The 12,708-nt window shown below is 63.0% G+C and carries 10 protein-coding genes; 7 read left to right on the top strand and 3 right to left on the bottom strand.

The features are described 5' to 3' along the window. Positions 1–46 precede the first annotated feature (46 nt). Complete coding sequence (locus tag LPA36_RS12885) at positions 47–925, bottom strand: DUF1223 domain-containing protein (RefSeq protein ID WP_407674270.1); 879 nt, start codon at positions 923–925, stop codon at positions 47–49. 600 nt (positions 926–1,525) lie between these two features. Between LPA36_RS12885 and thiC the strand changes: the two genes are divergently transcribed. From thiC to LPA36_RS12860, 5 genes are all read left to right on the top strand, one after another. After that, positions 1,526–3,457, top strand: a complete 1,932-nt coding sequence (thiC, locus tag LPA36_RS12880; protein WP_228877017.1) for a phosphomethylpyrimidine synthase ThiC — start codon at positions 1,526–1,528, stop codon at positions 3,455–3,457. 183 nt (positions 3,458–3,640) lie between these two features. Continuing rightward, on the top strand, positions 3,641–3,853 hold the full coding sequence (locus LPA36_RS12875; RefSeq protein WP_228877014.1) for a glycine zipper 2TM domain-containing protein: 213 nt from the start codon (positions 3,641–3,643) through the stop codon (positions 3,851–3,853). Between the two features lie 195 nt (positions 3,854–4,048). Then, positions 4,049–4,501 (top strand): hypothetical protein, encoded by a 453-nt coding sequence (locus LPA36_RS12870; RefSeq protein WP_228877012.1) that lies wholly within the window; start codon positions 4,049–4,051, stop codon positions 4,499–4,501. A 307-nt stretch (positions 4,502–4,808) separates the two neighbouring features. Continuing rightward, positions 4,809–6,407, top strand: a complete 1,599-nt coding sequence (locus tag LPA36_RS12865) for an L-lactate permease (RefSeq protein WP_228877010.1) — start codon at positions 4,809–4,811, stop codon at positions 6,405–6,407. A 221-nt stretch (positions 6,408–6,628) separates the two neighbouring features. Beyond that, positions 6,629–7,558, top strand: coding sequence for a DMT family transporter (locus LPA36_RS12860; protein ID WP_228877004.1), 930 nt, complete (start codon positions 6,629–6,631; stop codon positions 7,556–7,558). A gap of 525 nt (positions 7,559–8,083) precedes the next feature. On the opposite strand, the gene bamC is transcribed toward LPA36_RS12860, so the two are convergent. Next, entirely contained in the window at positions 8,084–9,319 is a 1,236-nt protein-coding gene (gene bamC, locus LPA36_RS12855; RefSeq protein ID WP_228877003.1) for an outer membrane protein assembly factor BamC, read from the bottom strand. Positions 9,320–9,707: 388 nt separating this feature from the next. On the opposite strand from bamC, the gene LPA36_RS12850 reads away from it, so the two are divergent. After that, a complete protein-coding gene (locus LPA36_RS12850; protein WP_228877002.1) occupies positions 9,708–10,172 on the top strand; it encodes a DUF2844 domain-containing protein in 465 nt (154 codons plus the stop codon). Positions 10,173–10,185: 13 nt separating this feature from the next. After that, on the top strand, positions 10,186–11,442 hold the full coding sequence (locus LPA36_RS12845) for a DUF3443 domain-containing protein (protein WP_228877000.1): 1,257 nt from the start codon (positions 10,186–10,188) through the stop codon (positions 11,440–11,442). Between the two features lie 71 nt (positions 11,443–11,513). Here LPA36_RS12845 and LPA36_RS12840 read toward each other — a convergent pair whose 3' ends face one another. Further along, the gene (locus LPA36_RS12840) at positions 11,514–12,659 is read right to left on the bottom strand and encodes an OmpA family protein (RefSeq protein WP_228876998.1); all 1,146 of its coding nucleotides are present in this window, start codon (positions 12,657–12,659) and stop codon (positions 11,514–11,516) included. Positions 12,660–12,708: the final 49 nt, after the last annotated feature.

Raw genomic sequence — 12,708 nt, 5'->3', positions numbered from 1 at the left:
AAAGCTCCCCGGTTTCTGCTACTCAATGAATCAGTGAAGTGGCGGCTCAGTGACAGGCGGCAAGATCGGCCACCTGCAGCACCTCGCCGGTCGCGGCATTCTCCACGAACGCCGCCACGCCGAATTTATTCCCTGACGCTGGCAAATTTGTGCCGCCGCCGGCTTCGCGATCAAACGCGCCCAGCGCGACATCCTGATGAATCCGCGCGTAACCGGCGACGAGCGGCACCGGTCCGATCCATTGCCGCACCACCCGCTCGTGATGCAGCGTCGCGCCGCTGTTTTCGCCCGCATGCACCTGCGTATTCAGGTCGTTTTCATAGACGGCCACGTAGGCGTTCAACCTGTCGCTTCCGGCTGTGCGCGCGGTGAACGTGGCGTCGACATCGAGTGCGCCCGCTGTGGGCGGCACGCGCGGCGCGACTGCGATGGCGACGTCGGCCTGCGCGGGTTTCGCGGTCACATCCTGCACGCGCGACTCGAAGCTGGAAGGTTGCGACCAGCTACGCAGTTCGCGGCCCGAGACGAACACTTCCGGCGTGTAGATCGTGTGACCGCCCGCGAGATCGGTCAGACTTTGCTGACGTTCCGTGAATCGGTGCTGCGAAAAGCGGTCCATCCAGCCAAGGCTGTTCCAGTAATCGACGTGCAACGCGAGCGGCACGACACTGTCGGGCACGCCGCGGCCCTTCCATTGACCCAGCCAGCGGTCCGCGGGCGGGCAGCTGTTGCACCCCTCGCTGCTGTACAGCTCGATGAGCGCCACGCGATGCGCCGGGCTGTGCGCGGTGCACATCGTGGTAGCGGCCTGCGCGACACTGCCCGTTGCAAGCGAAAACGCCAGAGCGAGCGCGAAGCCATGCACGGCGCGCGCGTAGCGGGCCGGTTCGCGCGGTGTCGACGATCGGGTTGAATGCGTTTGCATGGCAGGCTCCATCTGGAAATCTGCACGTTTGTCGCGGCACATCCGCTGTTATGACAACATGAGCAAAATTTTTCTGGATGCCTGCAAGGCCGGAAAAGAGTGAACGCTGGCTGGAGCGCTCCAGCCCTTGACGGAAGCGCGGCGTGCGCCCCGCTTGACGCAGCGTCGGCTGCACTCTCCATGCTAGCGCAACGCCCCAAAACGCTACGGCTTTGGCCCACCAACATTACGAAACGGTTACCGTCCGGCATTCTTCCAGCCATCACGCGCGCCGAAAGAAAACCGTGACGTCAGACGAAATGACGACGCAAGCCACGCGACGCTGCTCGCAATGATTTTTTTGCGCCGGGTTGCCATGCGCCCAAAACCCGGTGTATTGTGTGCGCTGCTAACGCGGGGGTCCTGCGTGGCGCATCGAACGATGGTCGGTGTGCTTCGTGGGTGAGAAATACCCTTTGAACCTGATCTGGATAATGCCAGCGCAGGGAAGCGTACGGAGTTCGCCGCCTCAACCGTTTCACTGCAGCACGTCCCGCGCGAACTCCGCTCACCTTCCATCAAGTCTTCCGCTTTAGCTTTTCCCCACATCCGGAGAGAAGCATGAACGCCAATCCAAAATTCCTTTCCGCCGACGCCCACGTCGACGCCGCCGCTGTCGCCCCGCTGCCGAATTCCCGCAAGGTCTACGTCACCGGATCGCAGCCGGATATCCGCGTACCGATGCGCGAAATCACCCAGTCCGACACGCCGGACAGCTTCGGCGGCGAGAAGAATCCGCCGGTCTACGTCTACGATACGTCGGGCCCATACACCGATCCGGACGCGCACATCGACATCCGCGCGGGGCTGCCCGCGCTGCGTCAACGCTGGATCGAAGCGCGTGGCGACACCAAGGCGCTGCCCGGCCTGACAAGCGACTACGGCCGCGAACGCGCCGCCGATTCCGCCACCGCAGACCTGCGCTTCCAGGGTCTGCATCGCACGCCGCGTCGCGCGATGCCCGGCAAAAACGTCTCGCAGATGCATTACGCGCGCCGGGGCATCATCACACCGGAAATGGAATACATCGCGATTCGCGAGAACCAGCGCCGCGCCGAATATCTGGAAAGCCTGCGCACCAGCGGTCCGAACGGCGAAAAGCTCGCCGCGATGATGGGCCGCCAGCATCCGGGCCAGGCGTTCGGCGCGAGCGCGTTCGGCCCCGATGCGCTGAAGGAAATCACGCCGGAGTTCGTGCGCGAGGAAGTCGCGCGCGGCCGCGCGATCATCCCTAACAACATCAATCACCCCGAGAGCGAGCCGATGATCATCGGCCGCAACTTCCTCGTGAAGGTGAATGCGAATATCGGCAACTCGGCCGTCACTTCATCGATCGGCGAGGAAGTCGACAAGATGACGTGGGCGATCCGCTGGGGCGGCGACACGGTGATGGATCTCTCCACCGGCAAGCACATCCACGAAACGCGCGAATGGATTATCCGCAATTCGCCGGTGCCGATCGGCACGGTGCCGATCTATCAGGCGCTCGAAAAGGTCAACGGCCGTGCGGAAGACCTGACGTGGGAAATCTTCCGCGACACGCTGATCGAACAGGCCGAACAGGGCGTCGACTACTTCACGATTCATGCGGGCGTACGTCTGCAATACGTGCCACTCACGGCGAAGCGCATGACCGGTATCGTGTCGCGCGGCGGCTCGATCATGGCGAAGTGGTGCCTCGCGCATCACAAGGAAAGCTTCCTGTACGAGCACTTCGAGGACATCTGCGAAATCATGAAGGCGTATGACGTGGCCTTCTCGCTCGGCGACGGCCTGCGTCCCGGCTCGATCTACGACGCGAACGACGAAGCACAGCTCGGCGAACTGAAGACGCTCGGCGAACTCACGCAGATCGCGTGGAAGCACGACGTGCAGACGATGATCGAAGGCCCCGGTCACGTGCCGATGCAACTGATCAAGGAGAACATGGACCTGCAGCTGGAATGGTGCGACGAAGCGCCTTTTTACACGCTCGGGCCGCTGACGACCGACATCGCGCCGGGCTACGACCACATCACGTCCGGCATCGGTGCCGCGATGATCGGCTGGTTCGGCACGGCCATGCTCTGCTACGTCACGCCGAAGGAACACCTCGGGCTGCCGAACAAGGACGACGTGAAGACCGGGATCATCACGTACAAGCTCGCCGCGCACGCCGCCGATCTCGCGAAGGGTCATCCGGGCGCGCAGGTACGCGATAACGCGCTCTCGAAGGCGCGCTTCGAATTCCGCTGGGAAGACCAGTTCAACCTCGGCCTCGATCCGGACAAGGCGCGTGAATTCCACGACGAAACCTTGCCGAAGGATTCGGCGAAAGTCGCGCATTTCTGTTCGATGTGCGGACCGCACTTCTGCTCGATGAAGATCACGCAGGACGTGCGCGAATACGCGGCGCAACAGGGCATCAGCGACGACGAGGCCTTGAAAAAGGGCATGGAAGTGAAGTCGATCGAATTTATGAAGAAAGGCGCCGAGATCTATCAGCGGCAGTGAGTTGCCAGCGAATCACGGCAATAACGACTGGCAGCGCGCGAAGGTGCGCCTCGACAGACGGTAAGAAAGCCCGCTTCGGCGGGCTTTTTTTGTGCGCCGCGTATGGCGTGTTCCAGGTGCGTCGCAATGGGCAGGAACGCGGGATGCTTCTCCTTTCATCATCGACACAGCAGGAGCGTCATCATGAAAGCAGTCAAGCGAATCAGCGCGATCGCAGCCCTTGTGACGGTAGTGGCAAGCCTCTCCGCCTGCGACGGCATGAGTCCACGTACGAGGGACACGGCAATCGGCGCAGGCGTCGGTGGCGCGGCGGGCGCAGCAATCGGCGGCAGCACGCTGTCGACGCTCGGTGGTGCAGCCGTCGGCGGCGTAATCGGGAATCAGGTGGGCAAGTAAAGGGTGGCAAACAGGGGTGGAATGTCGTGACCTTGAAATATGCGGTAACCGGTTTCTAACACGATGTGACCAGCGTCGGCGTAAGCTGAAGGAATCGCATCGCCCGGTGAGGCGACGCAAGGGTCGCGCGCACACGTATCAACTACGTGCTGACCGCGGTGTGGCCACTCGATGTGGCCAGTCAGGGAGTGCGTCATGAAGCCCGTCTCCATCATCGTTCGTTCATCCGCGGCCGGTCTGTTGCTGGCTTTGTCGGGCTGTTACTACCCCTACGGTTATTACCCGTACGGCTACTACGGGTATAACGCCGTGCCCGCGTACGCGACCCAGCAGGACATGCCTGCGGGCCAGGTCGACCAGAACGGCGTCTATACGCAGGCCGTGCCATCCACGCAGTCGGCGCAGCCTGTGCAAAACGCCGCATCGACCGGTTATGTTCCGCCCGCCTACGTGCCGGCCTACTACGCGTATCCCGCTTATCCGCCTTATCCCGCGTACTACGGCTATCCCGCGTGGTACGGGCCGTCCGTTGCGATCGGCTTCGGATTCTGGGGCGGTGGATGCTGCTACCACGGCGGCTACTATCACGGCGGCGGTTATTACCACGGTGGCGGCAGCTACTACCACGGCGGCGGACACGGTCATTGAGCCTGTGTCGCCGCGGCTTGCTACCTGTTCATCCTGTGCTGCGAGCGCGCGCGTCTGGCGTCGCTTAAACGCATCGAATCGAAGCCGCCTGCTTTCGTTTTGCCTTCAATTGCGCGTCGCCGGTAGTTTCCCTTCTTGACTGCGTCGCGCGTCGTTCTATGCTGCGGTTGGTTCACGAACTATCCGTTTAATTACGCGAAGCAGCGTCGTCCGGCCGACGATGCCGTTTCGGTCCGTCCTGTCTCAAGCGGCGCGGCATTCTGCTCAGTCATTGCGCGTCGATTCCTACAACAAAGAAGGAGACGTGATGTTCCACCAGCTACTGACTCCCATCGGCAACGCCCTGTTGCCATCATTCATCGTTGCCGCACTGCCGATCATCGTCGTGCTCGTCCTGCTCGGGTGGGCGCGCCGGCCTGCGTGGCAGGCTTCGCTTGCCGGGCTGATCGTCGGCCTGCTGGTTGCGATCTTCGGCTGGCAGTTTCCGGTTGGGCTCGCGATCAATTCGGTGGTGGCGGGCGCCGTGTTCGCGTGCTGGCCCGTGATGTGGATCGTGTTCGCCGCGATCCTGCTCTATAACATCGCGCTGAAGTCGGGACGCTTTGCCGCGTTCCGCATGTGGATGATCGACAACCTGCCGAACGACCGCCGCATTGTGCTGGTCGTGATCGGCTTTTCGTTCGGCGCGCTGCTCGAAGGCATTTCCGGTTTCGGCACGCCCATCGCAATTACGAGCTCGCTGCTGATCCTGCTCGGGTTCCCGACGCTCGAAGCGCTCACGTTCACGCTGATCTTCAACACGGCACCGGTTGCGTTCGGCGCGCTCGGCGTACCGATCACCGTGCTCGGCGCCGTCACGCATCTGCCCACCGATGCGCTCGCGAAAATGGTCGGCCGCCAGCTGCCGTTTTTTGCGCTGCTGCTGCCGTTTTATGTGATCGCCGTCTACGCGGGCTTTCGCAACATGGTACGTGTCTGGCCGGTGCTGCTGGTCTCGGGTGCGAGCTTCGCGCTGACGCAGTTCGTCACGTCGAATTACATCAGCTACAGCCTGACGGACGTGCTGTCGTCGCTCGTCTCGCTGATTCTCACGATCGGTTTTCTGCGCGTCTGGAGGCCCGCCGTCGATCCGCAGTTCGCGATCAACGTCGACCGCGTGAACGAGGTACGCGGCAAGGTAAGCGGCGTGCAGGGCTGGGTGCCCTGGCTGATTGTGGCGGCGGTCGTGATTCTCTGGACAATCGCGAAGGTGTTCCTGATCGGCGACGTGAAAATTCCGTGGCCGGGTCTCGACAAGGCCGTCTTCATCACGCTGTACAACACGCCGTATAGCGCCGTGTGGGACTTCCAGCCGCTTGCGACCGGAACCGCGATCCTCGTGGCCGCGATCATCACGTCGTTCGTGGTCGGCCTGCCGGTGAACGAATTCGGTCGTGCGATCGTCGACACGTGGGTGCAGACGCGGATCGCCATCCTGACCGTGGCGACGATCGTCGGCCTCGCGTATCTGATGAACTACTCGGGGTTGAACTACACGCTTGGCCTCGGTGTAGCTTCGGTGGGTGCGTTCTTTCCCCTCGTGTCCGCGTTTCTTGGCTGGGTGGCCGTATTCCTTTCGGGCAGCGACACGTCGGGCAACGCGCTCTTCGGTAACCTGCAGGTCGTGGCCGCGAACCAGCTGAACCTCAATCCCGTGCTGATGGCCGCGACCAATTCGTCCGGCGGTGTGATGGGCAAGATGATCTCGCCGCAGAACATCGCAACCGGAGTCGCCACGACCGAGCTCAAGGGCAAGGAAGGCGTGGTGTTCGCGAAGACGTTCAAACACTCGATTCTGCTCACCATCGTGCTCGGGATTCTCGTCTGGCTGCAACAGAACGTGCTGACGGGAATGATTCCGCATTAACCCGGACTGCACCGCCGCGCACGGCGGGTTGCGTGTCTGGATTGCCGTGGCGTCGCCGCTGTACGGACGGCGCCACGCAGTGCAGTGCAAGGCGATGCGGTCAATCCGCACAAACGGTGTTTGTCCTGCCTTGCTGTTTCACTCGAGCCTGAAGCATTCTCCAGGATGCCGGTGCTACCATGCCTGCGAGTCGCGACCCAACTGCGCGCGACGCTCCTGCGATGACCCTCAAAAATCTCCTACAAATGCTCATCCTCGCGGCCCTCTGGGGCGCGTCGTTCCTGTTTATTCGCGTCGGCGTGAGCGACTTTGGCGTCGCGCCGCTGATGGCGTTGCGCGTCGGCATCGGTGCACTGTTTCTCTTCGCCGTGCTGTTCGCGCGCCGTGCGCCACGCGAAGCGTTCCGCACACTGAAAAGCCGCGCCTGGCCCCTCCTCGTGGTGGGTGTCCTGAACTCGGCGGCCCCGTTTTGCCTCTTCGCGTATGCGGAGCTCACGCTCTCCGCCGGCGTCACGTCGGTCATCAACGCGACGACGCCGCTCTGGGGCGCGCTCGTCGCGTTCCTGTGGCTCAAGGACCGGCTGAGCGCACTGCGCAGCCTCGGCATGGTGATCGGCTTTCTCGGTGTGCTGATGCTCGTCTGGGATCAGATCGCCGCCCCGCAAGGTGCCGGCGTCACACCTTTGACGGCCGCGCTGGCCGCTGCGGCCGCCCTCGGCGCGACGCTGCTGTACGGCATCGCGGCAAACTACGCGAAACGGCATCTGACGGGCGTCGACTCGCTGACCGTCGCCACAGGCACGATGACGGGCGCGACGATTCTCCTGCTGCCGGTTGCGATCGCCACGTGGCCTGTGACGCCGATCTCCATGCACGCATGGGGCGCCGTGATTGCGCTGGGCGTCGCCTGCACCGGGGTCGCGTACATGCTGTTTTTCCACCTGATCGCGGTGGCCGGGCCGGCGCGCGCCATCACCGTCACGTTCGTGATTCCGATCTTCGGCATCCTGTGGGGCGCCCTCTTTCTCGGCGAGCAGGTTTCGGTCGGCATGATCGAAGGATGCGCCGTGATTCTCGTCGGTACGGCGCTGGCGGTGGGCGTGATCAAACGGATCCCGGGCTTCGGTACGCCGAGCCGCGAAGCCAGCTAGCGGGTCAGGCGTGGCCTGCCGGTGAAAATTGCCGGCGTGGGCCGAAGACGCGCGGGCGCAACCGTGTCGCGACGGAGGCGACGAGGTCCGACGGGGGCGGTGAGGCCCGGCACGGGGAGGCACCCGCGCACCGATCCTCGTCAGACCAGACGTTGATTCCCGGGCCGGCCTCTGAAGGGTGACGCTCGAACGGGAAAACCGCCAGCGCTCATCGAAAGGGCAGATTTCACCCGTTGCGGACACCGACACGCGAATCCGCGGCGCTCCGTCGATCGGGTTCTGATTTCTGTCCGGGCGGCGACGCGATCCGCGTCAGGCACGATCGCGAGCCCAGGCAGGCTCATGGGCCGCCGCCAGAACGGGTTGCGTACGCCGCACGTTGCGCATTTTGCTGGTCCGCGCCAGGAAATCGCAATTGAGCGAAGCGTTCACCTGTCGTGAAGACCCGCCCGCAACGTCAGCGAACATGAAAAAACCCGCCTGCGGACCAGCCAGGCGGGTTTGATATCGCGTGAAAACCGCGGATCAGCGGAGCTGGTCGACTACCAGCGCCATGATCTGCTTGGCCGGCGCGGACGAATCGATCTCACCCTTGTCGTCGACGACCGCCACACGCGTCTGATTCGGCGTCACCGCGCGGACATTGACGCGGTACTGCTTCGCGACCTTCTCTTTCTTGCCGTGGAACACCTGGCTCCAGAAACCCTGTTCGGCCGAGCTCATGTCCTTGGGATCCACGTAGCGCACGAAGTACAGGCCCTTCGTGCGGTCGCGGTCGTCCACCGTGAAGTTGCTGCGGTCGAGCGCGAGGCCCACGCGCAGCCAGGCGCGATCGTACGGCTCGCCGAGCGTGAGTTCCGTCGACGTGTACTGGCTGCCGCTCGCGTCGCGATCGTCCGGCGCCGGCGTCTGTGCGGAAAGCGCGACGTTTTGCGCTGCTGTGGCCGCCGCAGCGGATTTCGCGCCCGAAGCACCCTTTGCAGGTGCCGCGGCCGGCGCGGTTTGCGCACCACCCAGCGATACGGCCGCCGACTGCGAATCGCCGGACTGACCGCGCGAATCGGCCAGTGCCAGCGAGGCCATCAGACGTTTCAGGTATTCGGCTTCGAGAGCTGGATCGTTCGCCTTCGGCTGCCATTGGCTCGAGTCGTTGTTCGGACCCGACAACGCTTCACGCATCCCCTTCTGGCTGACGAACACGTAGGTGCCGCCGTTCGGTGCCGGTTCGAGACGCGTGCGATATTTATTGCGCTCCGACGTCACGTACGAGTTGCCCATCGTCTTCGACAGGGTGTTGCGAATGAAGCCATCGTTGATCTGCGCGTGCGTTTCGTTCCAGTCGGTTTCCATCACGCCCTTGTCGCGCTGGTCGACGACCAGCAGGAAACCCTGTTCCTGCCAGAAACGGCGGATTTGCGGCCACGCCTGATCGGGCTTCTTGTTGTCGATCACGAGCCAGCTTTCGGTGCCATCACGCTGGATGTGCATGTTCGCGACCACCGGCACCGCTACGTTCGTGACCGGCGCCGCTTCCTGCACCTGCTTCAGCGCGGACAGTGACGTTTCGCCGCCCTGCGGCGGCAGGGAACGCTGATCGGCCGTTTCTTCGATCATGTTCGGCGGCACGGCCAGCGACGTTTCCTTCGATTTCGAGTCGCTCTTGTAGTCGATTTGAGTGGGCGACGGCGCGCTGCAGCCGGCGACGAGCCCGCCTGCCACCAGCAATGCTGCGAACCGCGAGGTAAGACGACGATCAGTCATGTTCAGGGAATCCTTCCGCTACGCCACGGCAAGTTTCCGTGGATCAACCCGTGATTTTACCGGTCCCGCGCCCGGAAGTGCAAAAACCCGTATTTAGCCGGAAATGAAGGGGCCGCATGGCGCCGGATGTCATGTCCAGCATCACCGGTGTAAACGTCGTTCGACATCCCGAAAAATTAACAGTTGGCAACCATTCCGGGCGCAACCAGGAGGGTGTCTGAAATTTTCCTAGTTCACTGTTTTTTAAGACCTTTTTCAACATCCCCCCAGACCATTTCGAGATCGATTCAGACCTTTCTCAAAGGGCTTCAGATTATTCAGGAAAACCAGGTGTTATCTTGAAATAACAGTTTCAACACCGCCAGAAATGATTGTCCCGGATATGTCAATGAGCAAGGTCATCCTGTATTGCACAACATGGGCTACCGCGCTGGCCGGTGCGCTCTGCGCGCCCAGCGTCTGCCACGCGCAACTCGGCGGTATGGTCCCGCCCGCCCCTGCCGCAAGTGCAGCCGTCGTGCATTCGCTGAAGAGCGGTTCCTTCCAGGTACGAACGACAACCGACGGCGGCGGCACAACCATCAACGAATACTCAACGGATACCGGGCAGATCTTCGCCTACACCTGGCAGGGCCCGACAATGCCCGACCTGAAGACGCTGCTCGGCAGCTTCTACGATTCGTGGCGTGACGGCGCTGCGTCCGCTCAGGCCAGCGGCGGCGCCCTTCACGCTGCGCGCGTTGCGCAACCCGACCTCGTCGTCGAATCGGGCGGGCAGATGCGCAGCTATGTGGGGCGCGCGTGGCTGCCGCGCGCGCTCCCCGCTGGCGTCTCCGCCGATGACCTGCGCTGAAGGGGCTCACGCAATGTCGACAAGGTTGCTGCTGCCCGGCGTGTTACTGCTTTGTACCGTTATTGCTGGTTGTGGCGGCGGAGGCACAGACGAAACCGCCAGTGCGAGTGCCAGCGCACCTGCCTCCGCGACGCCCGCGACGGGGACGCCAGCCACCGCGAGCGCGCCAGTCAATCTGCCCGTGCAGCAATCGACGGTTCCTAACCAGCAGCCGGTCACCGTGGGCGCGACGCCAGGACTGACGCGCAACATGCTGATGACCAGCGTCACGGTATGTGAACCGGGCACCGATCACTGCGCGACCATCGACAACGTTCAGGTCGACACCGGTTCGCAGGGGTTGCGACTGCTTGCCTCCGCGCTCCCTGCGGACCTGGCGTTACCCGCCCAGCCATCCGCCACCGGTACGGTTGGCGAGTGCGCAGTGTTTGGCACCGGCTACGCATGGGGCGCGGTGCGTAGCGCCGACGTGCGTATGGCCGGCGAAGTCGCCGCAGCGCTACCCGTCCATATCATTGCGGATGCGTCCGTGCCGACCGTGCCAGCCGATTGCGGACGCGCCGGGCTTGCGCTGATGACGACCTCCGCACTTCGCGGCAACGGCATTCTGGGGATCGGCCTCTTTGCAGCGGATTGCGGCGGGGGCTGCGCCAGCAGCGCGCTACCGCGCTGGTACTACACCTGCGCGACCGACGGCACCTGCACATCCACCATGCAACCCGTCGCATCGCAGGTGACCAATCCCGTCAGCCAATTTGCGTTTGACAACAATGGTGTCGTCATCGAGCTGCCCGCTGTTCCTGACATGGGCGCATCGTCGGTCACCGGCTCGCTGACCTTCGGCATCGGAACGCAGGCAAACAATAGCCTGGGTGGCGCGACGGTTCTCAAGGCGAACTCAGTAACCGGCTACGTCACCACGACGGTCGGCGGGAAGGTCTACACGCAAAGCTTCTTCGACAGCGGATCAAACGGACTCTTCTTTGCCAGCCCGACGCTGAATGTCTGCGGACTCTGGTACTGTCCGACATCGACTCAAACATCAGCGGCTACCATCAAGGGAGCCGGTAGCGCGACGAACACCCTGTCGTTTCAGGTCGGCAACGCACAGGCGTTGTTTGCCACGCCAAACTTCGCTTTCAACAATCTCGCCGGGACGGCCGGCAATGTATTCGACTGGGGTCTGCCGTTTTTCTTCGGACGCAAGGTCTTCACGGCCATCGATTCCCGCGCCACGCCCGCCGGCCCAGGTCCGTATTACGCGTTCTAGCCCGCCACTCACGCGATGGATCCGCGCGACGCACGCGGATCCATCACTCGCTGAGGGCTGGTGTACCCGGACTACTGCGAAAGCGTGACGGTCTTCTGCCCGACGAACCGGATATCCACGCGCCGGTCAGGTGCCAGACACTCGATCAACGCTTTCCGGTTACGCATCGTACATGTCGTACCCGGTTCCGCTTTGCCAAAACCTTGTGCGTCAATCGGAATCGTCACGCCCTTGCTGATCAGATATTGCTTCACCGAGTTTGCGCGCTGTCGCGACAGCCTGAGGTTGTACAGCGAAGAGCCGAGCCGGTCCGTGTAGCCCGATACGGTCATCCGGTCAGTGAAGCCGCTACCTCGCAGCCGGTTGGCAATATCGTCGAGCTGGGCGCGACCTTGCGGCGTAATGGCCGGCACGTCGCCCCGGTCGAACGCAAAAAGCGCGTCCGACGAAAGTGACATGACCTTCGGCAGTGGCGGCTGCGGGGGTGCCGGCACCGCACAACTCGATAGCGCCTGCTCGCTGGCGCGCACCTGGTCCTGAAGCGTGTCGGTGCGCTGTTTTGCCTTGTCGAAAGCACGCGTCCAGGCTTCATGACCCGCGTACATCAGTTCGACTTCAGAGCACGCGGCCAGCTTGCGCGCCTGCGGACACCATGCAAATCGCGGATCGGCCCGAACCTTCGCCAGTTGATCCCACAGATCCGGACGCACTTTTACCACCGTTCGAAGCGCGGGGTTGACCTGTGCTTCCGACTGCGCCACAGATTGCGCCGCTTGCGTTGCCTGAACCGCCTGTGCTGCCTGGGCAGCCGCCTGAGCGGTGGATGGCGTCGCGCTATCCCCGGTGTCCAGACTGACCGTGAGGCGCGCAGCCTCGCCAATGGCCTCTTCGACGAAGCCCCAGTCGTCGTGTGCGGCAAACGCTTCCTTGCCCGCGTTAATCCAGCATTGCGCTTTCGCGCCCGCATAGCTGTCCTTCCGCGGACCGGAAGCATCGAGCCGGCGTTGCAGCGTGTCCAGCACGTCGCCGCGGTGCGTGATCTGCGTATAGACGTCGGTCCATTGCTTCGGGGCCGCGCCAGACGCGACGTCTTGAGGCGTACCGAAACCGCGTTTCAGGACTGTCGGGTCCTGAATGTTCAGTTGATCGCGCGAAGCCGTGCTCGCGCAACCGGTAAGCACGGCAGCTATCGCTGCCGCGAGAATCGAGTGTTTCATACCTTTCCTTCGGAAGGGGCGACGTTCAATCGACAAATCGACGTATTGC

This window comes from Paraburkholderia saeva, assembly GCF_907164555.1.
GTDB classification, from domain to species: domain Bacteria; phylum Pseudomonadota; class Gammaproteobacteria; order Burkholderiales; family Burkholderiaceae; genus Paraburkholderia; species Paraburkholderia saeva.
Note: the sequence above shows the minus strand (reverse complement) of the source record. Positions and strands in the feature narration are given on the sequence as shown.

Coding starts and splice junctions, on each gene's coding strand:
- LPA36_RS12885 (WP_407674270.1), bottom strand. CDS start 925: ATGCAAACGCATTCAACCCGATCGTCGACACCGCGCGAACCGGCCCGC.
- LPA36_RS12860 (WP_228877004.1), top strand. CDS start 6,629: ATGACCCTCAAAAATCTCCTACAAATGCTCATCCTCGCGGCCCTCTGG.
- LPA36_RS12875 (WP_228877014.1), top strand. CDS start 3,641: ATGAAAGCAGTCAAGCGAATCAGCGCGATCGCAGCCCTTGTGACGGTA.
- LPA36_RS12870 (WP_228877012.1), top strand. CDS start 4,049: ATGAAGCCCGTCTCCATCATCGTTCGTTCATCCGCGGCCGGTCTGTTG.
- thiC (WP_228877017.1), top strand. CDS start 1,526: ATGAACGCCAATCCAAAATTCCTTTCCGCCGACGCCCACGTCGACGCC.
- LPA36_RS12865 (WP_228877010.1), top strand. CDS start 4,809: ATGTTCCACCAGCTACTGACTCCCATCGGCAACGCCCTGTTGCCATCA.
- LPA36_RS12845 (WP_228877000.1), top strand. CDS start 10,186: ATGTCGACAAGGTTGCTGCTGCCCGGCGTGTTACTGCTTTGTACCGTT.
- LPA36_RS12840 (WP_228876998.1), bottom strand. CDS start 12,659: ATGAAACACTCGATTCTCGCGGCAGCGATAGCTGCCGTGCTTACCGGT.
- LPA36_RS12850 (WP_228877002.1), top strand. CDS start 9,708: ATGAGCAAGGTCATCCTGTATTGCACAACATGGGCTACCGCGCTGGCC.
- bamC (WP_228877003.1), bottom strand. CDS start 9,319: ATGACTGATCGTCGTCTTACCTCGCGGTTCGCAGCATTGCTGGTGGCA.